Here is a 20,311-nt window from a genome sequence, read left to right as displayed (position 1 = left end):
ACCTCATTTTTTGAACTATTTTCTATATAGTAGCCCGTTTAGTCAAGGCTAGCATATAAACCATACTTGTTCTTTCGATATCGCTTAAAAATCGTCCTTTGATATGTCCGATAAGTAATTTGTTCACTAACTCCTGTTGAACCCTTCCAATTAAAAAAACTTTCCTCTGGCTTATTGCCATTAGATGATTGTAATTGCAAAAAATCACAGACTAATTCCATTACCACTAATGATGGTTTACATGAATTAGTTTGTTTTGCTGAAGAAGCTTTAATATTGTTAATTAATACAGACATTTTATTTCTCAATACGCTTGAAATATATGGACAATTATGAAAAATCAAAACATACCAAAACTCAATTTGGAGAAAAGGATCTTTATTCGATATTCGTGATACCTGTTTTTCAATAATTGTTTCAATCATTGCTCTTAACTTATTAAAAAATGGCTTATGATATTGAGAATATAATAGAAGATTGCCCCATATAATTGGATCATTATACTCTATTGCTTTTTGCACCAAGCCATCTTCCGTTTTAGCATCCAAAGCAATGTTATATTCCCGAAAAAAAGAAAACCAATCACATAAATCAAATAAATTTCCCGATTGAAAAACAAACGAATAACGATGTAACGTCTTTTTCAACTTAATTCCTGAATTATAATCATTTCTAAAGTTAATTTCGCTATCCATATAAACAATCATTGAAATAATTTTTCTAGTTTGATCAAAAGAAGGATAAAAAACATATATGTACAATGCCATATCTAATAAAAGTAACGCTTTTCCAAATTTTTGCTTTCCGAACAAAGAATATCCATCCTTTTTTTTGCTTATATTATTAAGTAACGTTGACAAAAGAAATGATACAATAGTTCTACGATCCTCTGGGTACTTTTTCATTAAAACTGTGATTTCATCTTTTATTCTATCAACAGAAATGAAGTCTGTTTTAATTAGAAAATGCTCATCATCCGGCAATTTATCATAATCAGCTTTTTTCCCCTGATAAAAAAAGCTTCCAATTACATCAGAAAGCCATCTTGTCTTTTCAAGCCATTCTTTGGGTAAACTAGGTGTCTCACCCTTCATTAATTTTAACTCATTTAAACGGAGCAAATACTTCTCGCCAATTATTCTATATTTTTCAAATACTTTATCAATAATTCCTTGCTCATTTGCATACAAAAACATATCATCTACATATCTAAATATAGAGTAATCCTTACCATTTATAACTCCATCGTTAGATAAAGAAAACATTATTTCTCTGTCAATATGTTGAAGTAACACTTCAGCTACCATTCTTGAAAATTCTGGTCCCACAATAAGACCATTTGATGAAAGGCCATTAATATTTTGAAGTATGCGATCTATTGTTATGAATAAATGTGAATTCTTTGCCTCTTTAGAGTCGATTACATTTCGCTCAATAATCCATTTATAAGCATGGCTATAAATACTATCAAAACATGATTTATAATCCATCTTGGCATAATATCTATATTTGAAATTGCACATTCTCCAAATTCGAGAATCGGCAAAAGCATTTATTGATTCAAAAGGTGAAATTCTAAAATAATTTCCTGCTTGTTGTATTACACCCTTGCCAACCCGACTTGTCTGTTTCTGAAAGTATTGAGTAACTTTTTGGGTTTTAGCCTTATAAAACAAATCAGTACTTTTTTTATGATAGCGAATCGAAAAACAATGATTTTCATCAAAAAAGTTTAAGATATCCTTTTGATAGCATTCCATAAACAGAAACAAATTCAATGCAGAAAATGGGTGTACAATGCTCATCTCTCGCGTTGAGTTTGCTCCTTTAAGAATATTATATTTTAAGGGCTTGGCTCCCCAACCATGTTCAAACATAATTCCATTACTCTTCGCCTTATTCTTTTTCAACTCATCAACTAAATGCTCAATAACTTTCTGTTGTTCTTTTCTTAAGAGAAAGGAATAAAATGGAGTAAAGGAAAAAAGTTCTGATAACTCAACGGGAAGTAAATCTGTCAATATAAAATCCATCCGATTTCTTTCTATTCCGCTCCAGCCCATTGACTTTTTCCTCCATTTTTCTTATTATAGAATTGCAAGTCGAATTCACTTGCAGTGCGTTTACGCATACACATCATCGGCACTCTGTTTGGGCAACCGACTTTGTGTTTAGAACATAGCTACGGCAAATGTTCCGAAGCGGCGAGGGAAACCTTGCCGTTTCGTCATTTAATATCCAACCTTAACCTTGATTAAATAATCTCTAACTAGAGTGCCATACCCCCGCCTTTTACCATTAATATCAAAATTATTTATATTGACTTGACGGCACAACTTTACAAGTGACTTATAATCATATCCAATATGATCCACAAGTAAAATTGTTTTATTAACTTTCATATTCTCAAATAAATTATAACCAGATTTCAACTTAGCCCCTTTAAGAAAGTAAGGCTCAGGAACATTAGCTTTTACAAAAGCATCATCAACCATGTTTTTCAAAAACATTTGTGTATCGTGTTGAATAAAGCCTGTTTCTAATAGATATCGTAGTTCTCCATAATTAGATATAAATCCTTTTACTTTCCAAATATTTGAACGAAAATGTTTATTGACATAAACTTCTCTAGATGTAAACGCCATAATTCTATGGCGCAGCAATTCTAAGTCTCCAAAATCCTTGTGGTGTGAATCAGTATAGCATAAAATCAATTTATAAATGCGCTTATTATATTTATCACGTTTAGCCTGAGTTATTCCATATTTAATATCCACTTTATTACGATAAAGTTCGAACCAAAATTCGTATCCCAGATAGTCTACCGAAACAGGAGTAGTAGAGATCGATCTCCTTGTAAGGTATTGGAATTTATTATTATTAAATCTGGTTTTACACTTCACTTCCGCATTGGTTGTATCATCATGAAATACACTTAAAAGTACCTCTTGTAATATAGATTTAATTTCAATCTCTTCAACATGCTCATTTAGTATTAAAACACTGTCATCAATATAACGTTCAAAGTAAAGAATTCCTTTAGAAGCAAAAGCTTGTCGTACAGCATCATCAAAATATTTTGCAGCAATTTCAGCTATCGCATTCGAAGTATTGAAACCAGCATATGTATACTTAGTTTTATATACAAATTCTGCTACTAAATCAGCCTCAAATCTATCCAAAAGTTCTAACTTTAAGAACTTTTCAAACACATATATTGCAGAAACAGAATTAAAATAATCTTTGAAATCAAATTTTACAATGGTAAAATCCGACATTTGTTTTATAGCTAACAAAGTCCCAAAAAGCGACTTAATTGTTTTATTTCGATTTGGATATCTTACTTTAAATGTCCTATCCAGTATTTGCTTAACACACTGACATAAAACACTCTCAGCAGAATATATGTCTCTATATAACTTAACAAATCGTTTTTTTCCACCTTGCTTCAAAATCGTTGAATCACAGTTAGAAAAATCATATTGTGACTTTTCTAATGCGTGCATTACATTATCGATGATAAGAACAAGTTCTGCTTGTGTTTTTGCCGTTTGTATATCAGAAGCCGCCTGATGCCTCACGGCTCTTTCAATTTCTCTTTCAAACTGCATGGCAAAATCCTCCTAAATCATTTCCATACCCTTATATATCACCTTTTAGCACAAAAATATATGATTATTTAATTACAATTTATTATACATCTTTAATCATAATAATTCCATTACTATATACGTTATAAAAAACTAAACTTTTATATATTTATTGTATCAAGCCGTTGACGCATCGGCTAGCCCAGGTACGTGCTTCCACTATTTTTCTTTTCTTTTTTACACGACTTTACAGGTTTAAAAAATGCCAGCACTGCTGCTGTATTAGCTTTTTCAATGCCTTTATAACCGTATTAGATTTTATTGTGGCTTCGATGTTTCGCACGAAAGTGAAAAAAATACCTGCTGTCGAATTTGCACGCTGAGAGCAAACCGAAATTCCTGTACGCTTTCAAAACGGTACTTTGAAAAGGATTCATCCTGGTATGGCAGTATCTTCATGGCGCAATACGAAATATTTATCATGTTAATCAGCAGCTCGATACCTTTCCAGCTACGCAGCATATAGCTGCATAATGACCAGAAGGTTTTCCGCTCGTAATAGCTTATCTCATATTCCAGCGAAAAGAGTAGCAGAACAAGGGAATGAACTTCATCCTGTCACTCCCTGTCTGGTTTAACGGCGCTTTTTCCTGCCATGCACAGAACATCTGCATCTGCTCCGGAAAAATGGTACTGAAAAATAAGCGTCTGGAACCGCCGGTTTTCTCTGATAATGTCACATAAGCGAGGACTTCTCTTTCTTCAAAGAGATTTGTAAGGACACGGCGTACGCCAGTATAATAATCCCCTGTTTTTTCAGCGGAAAGAGGAAAATCATCTGTGAGCGAAAGTCGTTTCTCATACTTTGTCAGTCTGCCTCTTCTTCCTGTTCGTTGTGGCGGCAGGTCATACATTACAGAATCGTATCTGGCATTGCATATAAGGTCCAGATTGGAATACTCCTCTACGATGCAGGCGAAACTCCTCTTGGCATACCAGCTGTGGATGACCACATTTTTCTGTGAGACAAACTCAGGCATGACTTGACGCACCATAGCTGCCGCAAGATCCAGCTTGGATTCGCTTTTCTTCCACATGCGGTATCCGAGGGGAACAGCCAGGCAGGAAATCCGATTGCCGTTCCATACCGGGACCCAGAGCATGAGGCTGACAAAGTAGTGTCCGTTAAGATAGTTCGATCCATTGTGAGCCGCATGGTCAAAGAGCTTCGATACATCTTCAAGCTTCGAAACCATGGTGTCATCTATACAGAAGAAAACTGGTTGTGATTTCAAGGAGTCTGGAATCAGTTCTAAAGCTATGGCTGCGGTCACGTTTAAGAACCTGGAATAGTCCACTTTGGCATAGGCGCAGGCATAATAAAAGGCGTTCAGAAATTTTCCGTAATACCTGAGAGAAAATGCCAGTACTGCGAGCGTATGGAATCAGCTGATTCCATAGCAAGTACGGATATAACCAATAAGAACAGTGTATCCGCAGTTAGTGCGAAAAAAGTATCAAGATAATTTTAAAAATACCAATAAAGCTTACCAATCAGATTTTTTTGTTGTATAATAAGTTCGTTATACAGATCACTTCCTTTCGTATATTTGGTATACAAACTTATTATACAGCAAAGTGCTCTGTATGGCATTCTTTTACCAAAAAAGTTGTAAAGTGGTGTATAATTATATATACCACTAAATTGTTCGGAATAAATATCAAATTCATCTGAACTTACAATATTGTTTGATAATGTAAAAAACTGCGAAATAGAGTGCACTTATGGTTGAAAATAGATTTAGTGCAGAACCACGGCTTGGAACAAAAGAGGTTTCCAAGCACCTAGGTGTCACTGGACGTAAACGGATTTCCAGTGAGAAAATCCCATGCCATCGTGTAGGTAAGCTGTGGAAGTTTAAGGCTAGTGAAGTAGATCAGTGGGTTCAATCAGGTGACGCTGCAGAAGTAGACAAAGATTAAGGAGAGTGCTTTATGAATACTGAACAAATTTTGCGTACAAATTTGACAGACGACCAATATGATGCTGTCATTGATGAATCAAAGCATATCCTGTGCTTGGCGTGTGCAGGTTCTGGAAAATCAAGAACGCTCGCATACAAAATTGCCTATTTAATCTCAAAAGGGGAAGCTCCCGATAGTATCGTTGCTTTTACTTTCACAGAAAAGGCGGCCGAGTCCATCAAGCGCAGAGTTGCCGAAGCTCTGCGTAAGTTTAATTTATCTGAAAACTATATTGGAGCGATGTTTATCGGTACGTTGGATGCTTTTTGTCAGAAACTGCTTGGCGATATCAACGCCAAATATCGACAGTATGATATCCTTGATAGAAATGGGCTTATCCTGTTTCTAATGTCAAGATTCCATCAAATCGGACTAAAGCATGGCGAAGGTCGATATTTTAAAGAGAACATCCTACCAATTGCTGATGCGTGGCAAACGATGAACAACGAGAATATTGAATTGGCAGACATAAATCAGTATGACCCTAGGTTATTCAATCGCCTTACGAAACTAGGGGAAATTCTCGACCGAGACGGCTATATGGACTTCTCTTTCGCCATTTGGCTTGGCGTACAAGAGTTAAAGAAAATTACAGATAAAGAGAATTCTTATATCGCAAAATTCAAGTATCTTCTTGTTGATGAATACCAAGACATAAATCCTATTCAAGAAGAGTTCATTAAAACGTTTGCGAGCCACCTTAATATGCTCCTCGTTGTGGGGGATGACGACCAGTCTATCTATGGTTGGCGCGGAGCGAATGTACAAAATATCCTAACATTTAACAAACGTTATTCGTATGTCGCTGTTCATCGTCTTCTAGTCAATTTCAGAAGTACGTCCGCCATTGTCGATGGCGCAAATAACTTTGTCCAACGCACGATTAGTCTTGTACGCCTGAGTAAAGAAATAAAGTCATACTCTGATGGTAACATTCAAGACTTACGAAAGCTATGGTTCGATAATCGAGAAGAAGAAGCTGAATGGGTGGCACAACGCATTGAGAGCCTCATCGGAACAAAATATGTGGAGGGTGTCAACCCTGATGGTTCGGAAAAGTGCCGTGGTCTTACATATGGCGACTTTGCTATTTTACTGAGGTCGATACATAACAGTAATGGAGATAATAGAGACAAGCAATTTGCCGAGGCTCTAATACGGCATGGTATTCCGTTCAAGACGACTGGCGAAGGGGGCATCTTTGACCGCCCGTATGCGGTTTGTGTTCAACAGTCAATGGAGTTGCTTCGTGAGGCAGGTTTGCCACGAGAGGCGGCGTTAGGATTTTTCTCCGACACTGTATTACCGGTATTTCCGCACGCCAATGAAAATAAATTTATTTCTGTACTGAACAAATGGCATCAGAATATCCATGCTTCGACATCCTCTGCCCGAAGAAAGGTTTACCCACAGGAGTTCCTGCACGACCTTGTCGACGTTTTTAACGTGCGTGATTTTGAGGACGAAACCGCTTTGCGCGATCTTGGTCTTTTTAGCAAAATCATCCTTGATGTTGAGAAAACCTATACTAGTATTGATTCCTCATATAGGTATGCGGAGATGCTTAACTTCATCTCCAATATCGCTATGAACAGCTATGAGTTGGAGTCGATTGATTACCTCGTGAAAGAAAATGCGGTGGACATATCCACGATACATAAAGTTAAAGGGCTTGAATATCCCGTGGTCTTTGTCGTCGACTTAATTGCGAGCCGTTTTCCGCACAAGAATGCCAAGTATAATGGCAAACTTCCGCATGATCTTATGCTTACGGCCATTGACCGCGGTGCATATGGTACGAGGCTTGAGGACGAAGCGCGTCTATTTTACACGGCGATTACTCGGGCCGAAAGGTGTCTCTACCTTTCGGGCAGTACGCATCACCCCGATTTGAAACGGGCATGTAAGCGCTCGGCATTTATCGCAGACTTCACTCACCCGATGTTATGTGAGGATGTTAAAACACTTGATGCGCTTGCCGAGAAAATCGAACCGCAGCCACGCTTTGACGAGAGCGAATTCCCAACGGATTACTCCTCGGTAAAGAGTTATTTGACCTGTCCTTACTCGTACAAACTCGCTACAATAATGGGCTACAACGCCGCTGTTCCTGAAATCTTCGGCTTCGGCAAAACGAGTCATACTATTTTGGAACGTCTTCATCAGCTCTTCAAGGATAGAGCACCTTCAGCGGAGGAAGTGGCGGAGATTGTCGAGTCCACCTTTATGCTGAAACACGTTTTTCCAAGTAACGACCCTATAAACCGTCCTGGATCATATGAGAGGGCAAAAACTCTTGTACAGAGAATCTTGACGGAATACTCACAACGGTACGCCAAAGACTTTGGACGCCTAAGGCAGGATGAGGCACGGTTTGAAATTTCGGTCAAAGATGCTCTTATAACGGGTGCGATTGACCTCTTGTTGATGGAAGATCCACAGTGCGGAATCGTCACAGCAGACGTTATCGACTTTAAGTCAATGGAAACTCCAGAGGATGTCACCTCCTATGACTGGCGCGATATGTCTATTCAGGTGCAGTTGTACTCCCAAGCGGCGAAAGAGGTCATCGGTGAGAATGTGGAAACAGGGTATATTCATACGCTGAAAGACAACCACAGGACATCTATCCCCGTGGACAAAGCGTCGGTGGATAGCGCCATCGGCGTAATCGAATGGGCTGTCAGAGGAATTCTCGACGGCGACTTCCCAATGCGAGCCTGCCCGCAAAGCTGCGGTAGTTGCGATTTCAAAGCAATGTGCGCACAAAAGAGTCAGGCGTTCAAAAACAGAACACACCCCCCGCAAATCAACACCCCTGTGGGTTTAAAAACCATAGCCGCTTTTGAAAGCAACGATGGAGGCGGTGGTGTATGAGGTTTAATTTTGAAGCGATTGACATATTTTCGGGTTGCGGCGGCGTGTCCTGTGGTCTGACTTCCGCTGGATTTAAGGTGAAAGCCGCCGTTGAAATTGAAGATAACGCCGTTGATACCTATCTTGGCTATCTCCCGCTCGCGAATGTAAACGTGTTGAGGGGGACAGAAAACGGTGATATCTGCAAAATAAGTGGCAATGCTATTCTCGAAGCCGCCGGAATAAAAAAAGATGATATTTATCTCTTCGCGGGTTGCCCTCCATGCCAGAATTTTTCCCGGCAAAACCCGAACAACACAAAAAAGCCCCTTGCGGAACGCAAGAAGCTGCTGTTTGAGTTTTTGAGAATTATCGAAGAATTGGAACCCCCATTCATCCTTATGGAGAACGTACCGGGCATAAAGACGGATAGCAACAAGGAAATCCTCGATGAATTCCTCACCCGCTTGAGAAAGAAGTATGTGGTGGTGGATGATATTCTAAATTCCGCCGACTACGGGGTTCCACAAATGCGCAAACGATTTGTGCTTCATGCGGTTCGTATTGACATCCATGAGGAATTAATCGAGAGTGGGTTCGAATTTGGACTCCCAAAAGCAACGCATTCCGGCAAAGAGGGCAACGGCCTGCTGCCTTGGCGAACGGTACGCGAAGCCATCGGAGATTTGCCAGCGATTGGGGCGGGCGAAACTTACGAAGATCCCGAAGGGCGGATACAGAATCATAAGTGTGCTAATTTGGATGACATTAACATTATGCGCATTCGGGCTATCCGGGCGAACGGCGGTTCTCGTGACGGATTACCGGATGATTTGATTTTGAAGTGCCACAAAAAGAAAGACGCCGAAGGCAACATCTTCTCTGGACATAAGGACGTTTATGGCATAATGGACGCTGACAAACCCTCCCCGACAATGACAGGAGGATGCCTGTGCTATTCGAAAGGGCGTTACGGACATTATGCTCAAGACAGAGCTATTTCTGTCCGAGAGGCGGCACGTTTACAGACGTTCCCGGATGATTTTATATTCAGTGATTCTCTAACAGCGGCGGCTTTGCAAATTGGTAATGCTGTGCCAATAGATCTCGTAAAAGCAAGCGGTACGGTGCTGAAACATGCGATGTATATCATCAAAGCGAAGAGGAGTAAGAAAAAACATGACTAACTTTTTTGAAATACTGGTGGGAGTGCTTAAAACGGATGAGCGTTTCTTTACAGAAGATGGAACACTGCTTCGTAACAAAGTTTATGAATCCGCCATGAATATGGACCCCAGTCTTATCGGCTTACTTCTTGGTAACGACGACACAAAAAAACGCTTCTTTGCAGAGGTGAATGGCACATTCGTTTTCGATAAAGTCGGTTTTGGATGGGTGGTCAACAACCGTCAATTTTTGCCCGATAGTTACACGCGCTTTAAGAACCGCATTGGTTTGACGGATACCCGCGGCGACCTTATCTCCGCATCCGGCGAAGTGGTGCTATCCTTCCCCTTTAAGGACTGCATCCTTGAGGGCGGGCAGTCGAAAGACGACCAGAAGCGCGCCGAGATTTTCTATAACACCACCCTTGCGCCCGACGAGGTGGACAGACTACTCTATCCGAAAGTTCTTATAGGTGCAACACGGTACAGCTATACAGGCGGTACAGACCTGACCGGAATACCGATAGGCGGTGACAACTGTGTCACCGCAGCCCCTGCTACGAACTTTAATGAAAGCGACAACCTTATCATTAAGGGCAACAATCTTCTTGCTATCGCGTCGCTCCTGAAACGGTATGAGGGAAAGATTGATTTGATATATTTAGACCCTCCTTACAACACAAACGGGGATTCTTTCCGCTACAACGATTCTTTTAATCATTCAACTTGGCTTGTGTTTATGAAAAATAGGTTGGAAATCGCAAGAAGGCTATTATCTCCAACTGGTGCCATCTATGTTCAGCTTGACCAGAACGAATCGCATTACTTTAAGGTATTATTGGATGAGGTTTTTGGAGCAGACAATTTTCAGAACGAAATCATCTGGAGATATAGCGGTTGGAACAAGAAGAACACTTCGTTTTTCAATAGACGTCACGATAATATATTCTATTATTCTCGGGCAAGCAAGCCTTATTTTGAGCCTTACAGGATGGAATGGGAATCCGCTGAAGCGTATGCAAAAGCGCGAAAGCAGAAAACTCTTATTGATGAAGAAACTGGTCGTCAATATGTTCTCTCAGATGGTGGGAACGGCACTCGTGTAAAAAGATTTTTAGACGAGGCAATGGCAGAAGGCAAGCACATTGATGATGTTTGGATGCTTGATAAGCTAAACAACTCCGACAAAGAGGGATTGGGGTTTTCTACTCAAAAACCAGAAAGGCTTATCGAAAGGATAGTCGAGTCCTCGTGCCCACCAACTGGGATAGTGCTTGACTTCCACATAGGTTCGGGAACAACAGCGGCTGTGGCGCACAAAATGGGAAGACATTACATTGGCATTGAGCAAATGGACTATATTGAAACAATAACTGTTGAAAGAATGAAAAGAGTAATAGCAGGAGAAGCGTTAGGGATTTCTTCTAAGGTGAATTGGCACGGCGGCGGTTCATTCGTTTACGTCGAACTCGCTAAATGCAATCAGCACTTCGTTGATGAGGCTATGGTAGCAACAGACGACGTTTCTCTTACTGCTCTTCTTGAGCGTGTCCTTGCTACAGGCTTCATCAGCAGCAAGGTGAACCCCTCCGAGATTGCCGGATCCGCAGCGGACTTCGAAACATTGCCCATCGAGGACAAGAAACGATTCATCCTCGAACTGCTCGACAAAAATATGCTTTACGTGAACCTCTGCGACCTCGACGACGTAGAATACGGAATCAGTGATGCGGACAAAGCCTTCACAAGGAGTTTCTACGGATTGGAGGATAAGTGATGTTCCTTTTTCAGCAGATGGATTCCATCCGAGATTTTTCGCCGATTGCCTATAAGGAATTGCCAGATATAATCCCTCAAAACCTCAACCCGGCGTTTGAGTTGCGCCCATATCAGGAGGACGCATTCCGCAACTTCATCACGTTTTTTGAGAGTGACAGATGCCCGAATCCGACCCAGGTGTTGTTTCACATGGCAACCGGTAGTGGCAAGACACTTATTATGGCGGGACTGATTGTGTACCTTTATCGACGCGGATATCGCAATTTCCTCTTTTTTGTGAATCTCGATAACATTGTTAAAAAGACGAAGGACAACTTTTTGAACACCGCTTCGGCTAAGTATTTGTTTGCGGAGCAAATTATCATTGATGGCGAAACGGTTAAGGTCAACGAGGTGAGCAACTTCCAAGGTGCAAGCTCGGATGCCATAAACATTTGCTTCACGACCTCACAGGGGCTTCATTCGGATATGTGGTTTCCGAAAGAAAACTCGCCGTCCTTCGACGATTTCGCCGATTCCAAGACAGTCTTGATAGCCGACGAAGCGCACCACCTCAACGTAGACACGCGGCGTGGCAAAGTGAATGCCGATGAGGATTCCTTACGCCAGAGTTGGGAAACGACGGTGCGTCATATTTTCGAAACAAATCGCAATAACCTGCTGCTTGAATTCACAGCCACTTGCGACTTGCAAAACCCATTCATTTTGAGCGAGTACGAGAACAAGATTATATTTGATTATCCGCTCAGCAAATTTCGCGAGGAGAAGTATTCAAAGCAGGTACGGGCAATTCGGGCCGACATCGGTTACGAGGACCGTATGCTGACGGCATTGATGTTCAGCCAATACCGCTTGAAGGTGTTCCAGGATCATCGACTCTACATCAAACCTGTAGTTCTGTTTAAGGCAAAAACTATCGCTGAGAGTAAGGAATTTGAACAGACCTTTTACGCGACACTTCGGATTCTCACTGGCTCGACTTTGGAACGCATTGTTTTGGCCTCACCTCTTACGGAGGTCAGGCGTATGGCGGAATACTACGCTGCCAAGAATATCGACTTTGAGGAGTTAGCCCAGGAGTTACGGGAAGAATTCAGCCCAGACCACTGTATTTCAGTCAACGACGACAAGGAGGCGAATGAGAGGCAGATTTTGCTTAACTCCCTCGAAAGCAAAGATAATCCATACAGAGCTGTTTTCGAGGTCAAAAAATTGGACGAGGGATGGGATGTCCTGAACCTCTTTGATATTGTTCGCCTTTACGAAACCCGTGACGCATCTAAGGGCAAGCCTGGTGCAAGCACGATCGCTGAAGCGCAGCTCATCGGGCGTGGTGCGAGATATTGCCCATTTATTATCAACGAGGAGGAGGAGAAATATAAGCGTAAGTATGATGGTGATGTTGATAACCCACTTCGCGTTTGTGAGGAGCTGTACTACCATTGCCAATACGACAGTCGCTACATCGATGAGTTAAACAAGGCCCTGATTGCCACGGGTATCATGCCGGAAAACCAGACCGAAGTTCATTATGTCTTAAAAGACTCATTCAAGCAGGAAGACCTGTATAAAACAGGCATCGTGTTTTTGAATAAACGCAAGGTTAAGAGCCGTATGGATATCGTAGAATTGTTGCCTTCTGTACGCGATAAAGAATACAGCATCACCGTGAATACGGGTAAAACGGCGATGGATACAATGATGATGAATGCCCACACGAACACAACTGTAAAGACTTTTCAACATAGGACGACTATCGGTAGAATTGCCACCTACAACTATTCAATTGTACACAGTGTGCTCAGGCGAATCGACGTATTTAAATTCAACGTTCTTCGCGGATACTTTCCCAACTTGAAATCGCTTAGAGAGTTTATCACAGACGACGCATATCTCGGTAGGGTGAGAATTCTCATAGAAAACCGAGACGAAGCACCGACGCCTGAAACCTTTTTTGAAGCCTGCATGAATGTCCTGACGAAAATTGGTGGTGAGATTTCGGCTATCAAGGAAACCTATGAGGGGACGACTGAATTCAGAGATAAGAAATTTAGTGAGGTCTTTCGCAGCAAGACTCTTCATATAACTGACCCACATGGAGAGGGAGAGGGTATATCACAGAACGCCCCTGCAATCCGTCCTGAATGGAGAATTAATCTTGGTATTGCCAATTGGTTCGTCTTCAATGATAACTTCGGCACGACCGAAGAGAAAGCTTTCGTGGCATACTTTTCCTCTTATGTGGAGGAACTAAAAAAGGAATACGAAACGGTCTACCTCGTCCGTAATGAACGCCAACTTGTACTGTATTCCTTTGACGGCGGAGAGCGCTTCGAACCTGATTATCTGATGTTTCTGCGCCGTCGGAACAGTTCTGGTTCAGAACAATACCAGGTTTTTGTGGAGCCGAAGGGAAATCACTTGATAGCGCAGGATAAATGGAAAGAGGATTTCCTACTCCAGATTGAGAGCCATGGAATTCCGACTAAAACCTTTGCCGATGACAACAAATATTACGTATGGGGTTTCCCATTCTACAATCAACAAAACAGAATGGAGGAATTCACAAAATCGTTTGAAAATGTTCTACCATCGTATAGTGGCACTCAGAAAGTTGCTGAATCTCCCGCACCGTATGGCAAGAAAGACGAATAACTAGCTCAAGACATGAAAGTGAGGTGTGACTGTTGGCGGATGTGTATGATAAAGAAAAACGTTCCACCGTGATGCGGAACATTAAGGGGAAGGGCAACAAGTCCACCGAGTTGGCACTTATCGCCATCTTCCGTGAGCAAGGTATAAACGGCTGGCGACGAGGATACCCGGTCAAAGGACACCCCGACTTCGTTTTCCTCAAAGAGAGAATCGCCATTTTTGTGGACGGATGTTTCTGGCATGGACACGACTGCCGGAACACTCATCCCAAAAACAACGAGGAATTCTGGTTAAAAAAGATTGGCGGTAATATTCAGAGAGACAAAGATGTTACATGGCTGTTTATAAACCGAGGTTGGACCGTAATAAGAATTTGGGAATGTGAACTGAAGAGAAAAAATAAAGCGATGCTGGACAATAAGTTAAAACCTATTTTTGAGAAATTGCCATAGTAAATAAATGTCTTAATACCCAAGAGCAAGATTGAAGAGAGGGCGGGATAAACCGCCCGGCCCTCGCTCATTACCCTATTAGTTTGTGCGTTCTCTTATTATTGGTACGCCATAGGGAAACCTCACACCAACCAAGTAAATCGGAATCGTATCAAACTTCTCCCCATGCCCTCCTTTTGTTGGCGCAGCCCTAAACGCTTTATCAATCATCCCCCTTTCCTTAAAAAATACCAATGATTTTGCCCGGTTATCTCCCGTTTTCACTTCAATTCCCCACTTCAAATATTCATGATCTACCACTACAAAATCCAATTCATAATCACCACAAATAGAAAAACAAGGTTTATCTCCTCTAACCACTTTCTTTCCCACAGGCATTTGATATAATCGGTCAATCTCTGTATAAGCAAAAGTCTCGGTCAACATCCCCTCTATAGCGTCCCTCGCAACAGTCACCAGATTGGATATATAATAGGCAATTCCAGTATCAGCAAAATAAGCCCGACGGTTGCTGACCACATCTGTCACATCACCGTTATTATACAAATCACAATATCCAATGATTCCCGAATACAACAACCATGAGGCCGCTGCCCTTACCTCATTCCTGCTGACAGGTTCCTTTACAGAATCTTTCACAAAATTTGTCACAAACTCTATAAAAGATTTACCGCCTCCCTTTTTTTCTTCTGCCATCTGAACCAAGATGGATTTATATACTTCACTGAATATACTAAGTGCCGTACTATTAGAAAAGAAACGTCTTGATTCCGCTGTAAATGTCCGTATTAGATCTCCAAGGATCTCCATACAGTCATTTTCATCCTTTGTTTTAATATAGGTAGTCACCACCTGGGGATATCCACCTATGTGGCGATATATTCGGTATGCTTCCTCCAACTGCTCATATTCTTCTTCCGGCGATTCTCCAAACAAATGCACTCTTTCAAGAATCCCTTCAAGATCTATGGAACGGCAAAATTCTTTAAATGACAGCGGAAACATGCGAAGATAAGCAATTCCTGCCGGTAGAAAAAAATCCTTTGAATTGACAGTCCTGGCCAGATAGCTTCCACTTACAATAATATCACAGGATAAACGCTCCCTTAAATCCCGAATGGAATTATAAATAACTGTACTTTCCTGGATTTCATCTATAATTAATATCGTACTTTCATCGTCAACAAATCCATCTATACCAGTTCTTTGACAATACTGATTCATGAAATCATTTTCCGATAATAAGTCCTCAAATCCAAACTCATCCCGTACCATATTGACATAAATAACCTGTTTATAATGTAGATATGCAAACTTTCGCACTTCGTGGGTCTTTCCTACCTGTCTTGGCCCCTCTACCTGCAACACCAGATGATGGCGTTTTTTCTTCCATTCCAATAATTCGTCCTGGACATCACGCTCTAATTCTATTTCGTTCCTAATAAAGCCCCGGTTTCTCAATTAAATCCCTCCCTCTCACAGCCTAAATTCCCGTAGTTGATATACAGATTCCTTCTATGCTAATTATTATCCTTGCCATTAATTACTCCTATTATATCTTCTCATAGTATTTTCTTTAAGAATGGATTATCCTAATTATTTTTTAGCTATATAGGCCACTTTATTTTCTTGGGCATACAGCCATATCTTTTTCAATTCAACTAATTGCCTATTCAATTTTTTCTCTGTGATTCTTACTTTGGCGGAACCTATTATTTTTCTCTCCATTAAAAAATTCACTTGCCAATGGTATCATCTTTTTACACAAGTCCAAAATATGTAAAAATACTCTATCGGGCATGATATTATTCTCAACCCATATCCGATAGAGTAAATCGTTTCAACCACTATGCCCTCTACGTTTGTTACCGTGAAACATCTCTAAGCTATGCTCTAGAAAATATCAGCAACTTTTCTTTATACTGATCAAGCCCCACTAGTTCCACAATACGGACAATTCTCAACCTCATAACTAAGAAATATCTTTCCGCAAACACCACAGATTGTCTTCTCTCCAGTAGCATACTACTCATCCAGGCACGCTTCCAACGTATCCGATGGTCCCAAATTCAACTTATACTCAGACACCATATACCAGGAATCTGCAATCATTTCATTTATCAATTCTTGATATGTCATTGTCTCTTTCTCAGAGATAACCTTATTCACGATTGCCTGAAACCAAAATATCTTATACGATTCACTCATCTTATCAAACAGTCTTCCTAAACGCTCAACATTTAAATCTTCAGAATATGGTAACTGCATCATAGTATTCTCCGCCGCAATTATTTCCCTTAAATGTTTTTCAGGTCCGGCATCTCAAGCCCCAATGCCCTGATAAAATCCTTTTCTGTCTCCAACTCCGCCTCTGCAATAAACCGGATAAATTTCTCCGGCTCTGTATGCGCCCCTTCCAACGCCTGAATATAGTCATTTCTTATATAAGGAGAGATAACGCAAGGCAAATACCCCTTTTGTATCAAAGCCGTATTCATCAGCAGCCTGGCCGTCCTCCCGTTCCCATCTTCAAATGGATGGATAAATATAAACCTCCGATGTAATTCTGCAGCAAAGGTAACCGGATCATAGCTGCTTCGCTCTTTTTCTATCCAGTCACACAAATGTTTTATCTCCTGTCCTATCTTGTCCGGTGCACAAACCGGATAAGATGAACCTGTGATAACGACACGTACCGTTCTATATACTCCTGCTTTGCTTTCAGATATTCCAGAGTAAAAAAGTCGGTGAAGTTCCTTAATATCTGATTCTCGAATTGTTTTCTTATCAATCAGAGAAAACATGTAATCATAAGCGTGGCTGTGTCCATAAGCTTCCAATGCTTCTCTAAGGGATTTACCTCCGACTGTAATTCCGTCCTCCAGAAGCACCTTTGTTTCACTAATTGTCAATGTATTTCCTTCTAAAGCGTTTGAAGACCAAGTTGTAGAAATGCGAAAGAAATCACGTACCTGTTTCAACATATCCCCTTCAAACGGTCTGGCTTTCCTTATAACCTGATGGCATAATTCCACTTTTTTTATAAAATTAGTATCCAACCCTTCCCCAACCTTTCTTAATTTAGGCTCTGATAGCAATGTCTCAAACTCTGCTACAATCTCCTGATTCAGTAACTTAACCATCCCTTATTTAATTACTGCCAAATATTCTGTGCTTTATTCAAAGATTTCTATAAACTCTATCTATTTTTTCTTATCTCTAATTTTGCATAATGACCTGTAAACATTATAGCATATTTTACACTCTTTAATAATAATATCTTAACTATTTTCTTCTAAAAAAAATATATTTCTTTCGCATATTGCTCCTATGGTCTTCAACCATAGGAGCAATTAACAGCATACAATGAATCTGATTTTAGTCTACAAGACTAATCCTACACTCATGCCGGGAATACTTATAAATCCTATCCGATAACACCTCCTCTTTCGGCACTTCACTTTCACTTATCTGACCAACCGTTTTCTGCAACTCCCCGATATCACAGGTTTCTCTCTATCATCTGTCACATAACTTATTATTTCTCTCTCCATTAAAAATTTCACTTTCCAGTGGTATTATCCTTTTTTCTATTTCCCAAATATGCGAAAAGCACCCTATCGGCCACAGACTTTATACTGAATCCATGTCCAATAGGGCGAACCTTTTCAACCGCTTTGTTATATATATTCGTTGCAAGAAAACGTCGCGGAACTATGTTCTTGAAAATACTAACAAGATTTCCTTATCCTGATGACCTCCCATTAACTCCACAATACGGACAATTCTCAACCTCATAGCTAAGGAATATCTTTCCGCAAACATCACAGATTGTCATCTCTCCCGTAGCATACTGCTCTTCCAGGTACGTTTCCGGATGCTGCCAATCAACTGCTTCAAATACGATTTCAGCTATATCAGCCTGATCATTGCACATACTCAGAAAATCCTCCCTGGTATAAATCGTATTGGATAGTTCCGGGACATAACATGGCTTTTGAGGTTCATTTTTAAATGCATAGGAATTCTTAAATATCCATCCCTGCCGGTAATATGACCTTTTAAACTCCTGCAATATCCCATCACCATTCACAATACAGATACCAATAACCTCATTCCCTTTTTGAGAATCATCTTTATAACTGCATTTTAACGGATCAACCGCACCAACGAATTGTTCCCATGTCTGGAAAGCAAGCACCTTATGTTTGCAGCGGAGCATAACATCTTCCCCACCCCTCCCAATGCTAATATAATCATTTTGATTAATTTGAAGTGTGGTCCCTCTTCCATTTTTAATTTCTTTATATTTCCTGCCCAAGGCTATAACCACCTCCAGTCCCCAGCCATTACCCATAAAACGCCTTCATCTTCAAGAGCCAACTCCCTATCACAAATAAGCGTTCCAAAGAAATTTACCAGTATACACACTTTTATCCTTGCCGGATCACCGCAGCCATCATCATCATCATCCGCAACCTCATACAGAAACTTCCCCTCTGGAATTGTCGTCCGGTCTATTCTCATATCGTAAAACTCGCAGACAATACCTCTGACTTCCACCTTCTGCATTTTAATATTTCTATATCGTATCTCATTCCTCCTGTTCCTCATATATCACCGTATATAATGCTTTTACCTCATCATAGCCCGCATTGTTATGTCGGTGTGTCGTATATGTATTCACTTTCACATCAAGAACCTTCTTATCTGCCATAAATCGGTTAATCTGCTCGTCAAAACCAGAAAAGTCCACTTCTTTAAATGAGCATTTTCGTGTACTCTGACTGTAAACATTCTCATTTACCACCTTTACAAACTGCCTGATTTTTACCATATCCTACTTCCCCAACACAACAATTTGATCTTTGGCCCGGTCATATTTATAAACACAATCTGACAGAACATCCTCCACCGGCACTTCGCTTTTATTGATCTGCTTAACCGTTTCCTGTAAATCCTCATAATCCAGGCCCCCTTTGTCAGGAATTAATATAAGTTCATGCTGACTCGATGGAAGTATAATAACATCTGCATTCTGTTCCGAAGCAAATTTCTCCAAGCACCCTTTATATAAGATACAGCTGCTCCCGTTCATCTGCTTCCTATTTGAAAGCACATAAAGCGGTGGTTTTCCCAGGTCTTCCCCCATAAAATCATTAAAAAATTCATCCACATACAAATCTTCAAACTGTTCTTTCAAAATTTCGCGCATGATATCTCTCATTGCTCGAATCACAGGAGGCAGTAACACCGGAGTATTTCTCATTGCCAGCTCCCACAGTTCTTCTTTTGTTGTCCCCCAGGTAACCATATGAGAATTATGAATCAAAGCTGTCATCTGAGCCTCCTCATTTTCATCTAAAATCAAGTAGAAAACTACTGCCAGATCCAGAAACTTAAAATACGGTACATCATCTAACAGTTCCTGATTAGTCCCCCTCTGTATCAGCTTATACACAACCTTTTCTTTCAGATTTTCAAAATCCAGCAATCTTTTCATATCGCCCAAGACGGCATCCGAATTTTCCTTATACACCGATATAACCTCCTCCAGGATATCTCCCAATGGCTGCCCCTGTTTAAAACACGTATAATATGGGTTCAAATATATTGTCGGCGCAAAATTTTTATCCAACACAGAAATTACCAGCCCGTCTAACACCACTCCATTGATTTTTGTCACCTTTTGAATCCCCACTTTATATCCAGCACCCAACTTTTCCTGTACTTTTGCTGTAACCTCTTTTAAAAACAGATCGTAATTCATTTACATTTCCTCCATTCA

16 protein-coding genes are annotated in these 20,311 nt (G+C 40.6%); 6 read left to right on the top strand and 10 right to left on the bottom strand.

Annotated elements, in window-relative coordinates; genetic code table 11:
* Window positions 1-38: 38 nt before the first annotated feature.
* The 3 genes from QM657_RS07415 to QM657_RS07405 all read right to left on the bottom strand — a co-directional run bounded on the left by QM657_RS07415 (window position 39) and on the right by QM657_RS07405 (window position 4,846).
* A complete protein-coding gene (locus tag QM657_RS07415) occupies window positions 39-2,063 on the bottom strand; it encodes an RNA-directed DNA polymerase (protein ID WP_415065964.1) in 2,025 nt (674 codons plus the stop codon).
* A 168-nt stretch (window positions 2,064-2,231) separates the two neighbouring features.
* Complete coding sequence (locus tag QM657_RS07410; RefSeq protein WP_415065963.1) at window positions 2,232-3,611, bottom strand: reverse transcriptase domain-containing protein; 1,380 nt, start codon at window positions 3,609-3,611, stop codon at window positions 2,232-2,234.
* Between the two features lie 542 nt (window positions 3,612-4,153).
* Window positions 4,154-4,846: a hypothetical protein gene (locus QM657_RS07405; protein WP_415065962.1), complete on the bottom strand. Its 693-nt coding sequence runs from the start codon at window positions 4,844-4,846 to the stop codon at window positions 4,154-4,156.
* Window positions 4,847-5,375: 529 nt separating this feature from the next.
* Between QM657_RS07405 and QM657_RS07400 the strand changes: the two genes are divergently transcribed.
* The 6 genes from QM657_RS07400 to QM657_RS07375 are packed head-to-tail and all read left to right on the top strand — an operon-like array spanning window position 5,376 to window position 14,523.
* Window positions 5,376-5,573 (top strand): helix-turn-helix domain-containing protein, encoded by a 198-nt coding sequence (locus tag QM657_RS07400; RefSeq protein WP_415065961.1) that lies wholly within the window; start codon window positions 5,376-5,378, stop codon window positions 5,571-5,573.
* Between the two features lie 12 nt (window positions 5,574-5,585).
* A complete protein-coding gene (locus QM657_RS07395; protein ID WP_415065960.1) occupies window positions 5,586-8,492 on the top strand; it encodes an ATP-dependent DNA helicase in 2,907 nt (968 codons plus the stop codon).
* Complete coding sequence (locus QM657_RS07390) at window positions 8,489-9,658, top strand: DNA cytosine methyltransferase (protein ID WP_415065958.1); 1,170 nt, start codon at window positions 8,489-8,491, stop codon at window positions 9,656-9,658. Before QM657_RS07395 ends, QM657_RS07390 begins: the two co-directional genes overlap by 4 nt.
* Window positions 9,651-11,414, top strand: a complete 1,764-nt coding sequence (locus QM657_RS07385) for a DNA methyltransferase (protein ID WP_415065957.1) — start codon at window positions 9,651-9,653, stop codon at window positions 11,412-11,414. Before QM657_RS07390 ends, QM657_RS07385 begins: the two co-directional genes overlap by 8 nt.
* Window positions 11,414-14,071, top strand: a complete 2,658-nt coding sequence (locus QM657_RS07380) for a DEAD/DEAH box helicase family protein (RefSeq protein WP_415065956.1) — start codon at window positions 11,414-11,416, stop codon at window positions 14,069-14,071. Before QM657_RS07385 ends, QM657_RS07380 begins: the two co-directional genes overlap by 1 nt.
* Window positions 14,072-14,112: 41 nt before the next feature.
* The gene (locus tag QM657_RS07375) at window positions 14,113-14,523 is read left to right on the top strand and encodes a very short patch repair endonuclease (protein ID WP_415066082.1); all 411 of its coding nucleotides are present in this window, start codon (window positions 14,113-14,115) and stop codon (window positions 14,521-14,523) included.
* Between the two features lie 78 nt (window positions 14,524-14,601).
* Here QM657_RS07375 and QM657_RS07370 read toward each other — a convergent pair whose 3' ends face one another.
* From QM657_RS07370 to QM657_RS07340, 7 genes are all read right to left on the bottom strand, one after another.
* Entirely contained in the window at window positions 14,602-15,984 is a 1,383-nt protein-coding gene (locus QM657_RS07370) for an ATP-binding protein (RefSeq protein WP_415065955.1), read from the bottom strand.
* A 564-nt stretch (window positions 15,985-16,548) separates the two neighbouring features.
* A complete protein-coding gene (locus tag QM657_RS07365) occupies window positions 16,549-16,794 on the bottom strand; it encodes a hypothetical protein (RefSeq protein ID WP_415065954.1) in 246 nt (81 codons plus the stop codon).
* Between the two features lie 26 nt (window positions 16,795-16,820).
* Entirely contained in the window at window positions 16,821-17,435 is a 615-nt protein-coding gene (locus QM657_RS07360; RefSeq protein ID WP_415065953.1) for a Fic family protein, read from the bottom strand.
* 833 nt (window positions 17,436-18,268) lie between these two features.
* Entirely contained in the window at window positions 18,269-18,880 is a 612-nt protein-coding gene (locus tag QM657_RS07355; RefSeq protein WP_415065952.1) for a hypothetical protein, read from the bottom strand.
* Window positions 18,847-19,095, bottom strand: coding sequence for an LPD28 domain-containing protein (locus QM657_RS07350; RefSeq protein WP_415065951.1), 249 nt, complete (start codon window positions 19,093-19,095; stop codon window positions 18,847-18,849). The genes QM657_RS07355 and QM657_RS07350 overlap by 34 nt, the downstream gene beginning before the upstream one ends.
* Before the next feature lie 22 nt (window positions 19,096-19,117).
* The gene (locus QM657_RS07345; protein ID WP_415065949.1) at window positions 19,118-19,360 is read right to left on the bottom strand and encodes a hypothetical protein; all 243 of its coding nucleotides are present in this window, start codon (window positions 19,358-19,360) and stop codon (window positions 19,118-19,120) included.
* A 3-nt stretch (window positions 19,361-19,363) separates the two neighbouring features.
* Entirely contained in the window at window positions 19,364-20,293 is a 930-nt protein-coding gene (locus tag QM657_RS07340) for a DUF5688 family protein (protein ID WP_415065947.1), read from the bottom strand.
* Window positions 20,294-20,311 lie beyond the last annotated feature (18 nt).

It is taken from the genome of Lacrimispora sp. (assembly GCF_047605665.1).
Lineage (GTDB): Bacteria > Bacillota > Clostridia > Lachnospirales > Lachnospiraceae > Lacrimispora.
Note: the sequence above shows the minus strand (reverse complement) of the source record. Positions and strands in the feature narration are given on the sequence as shown.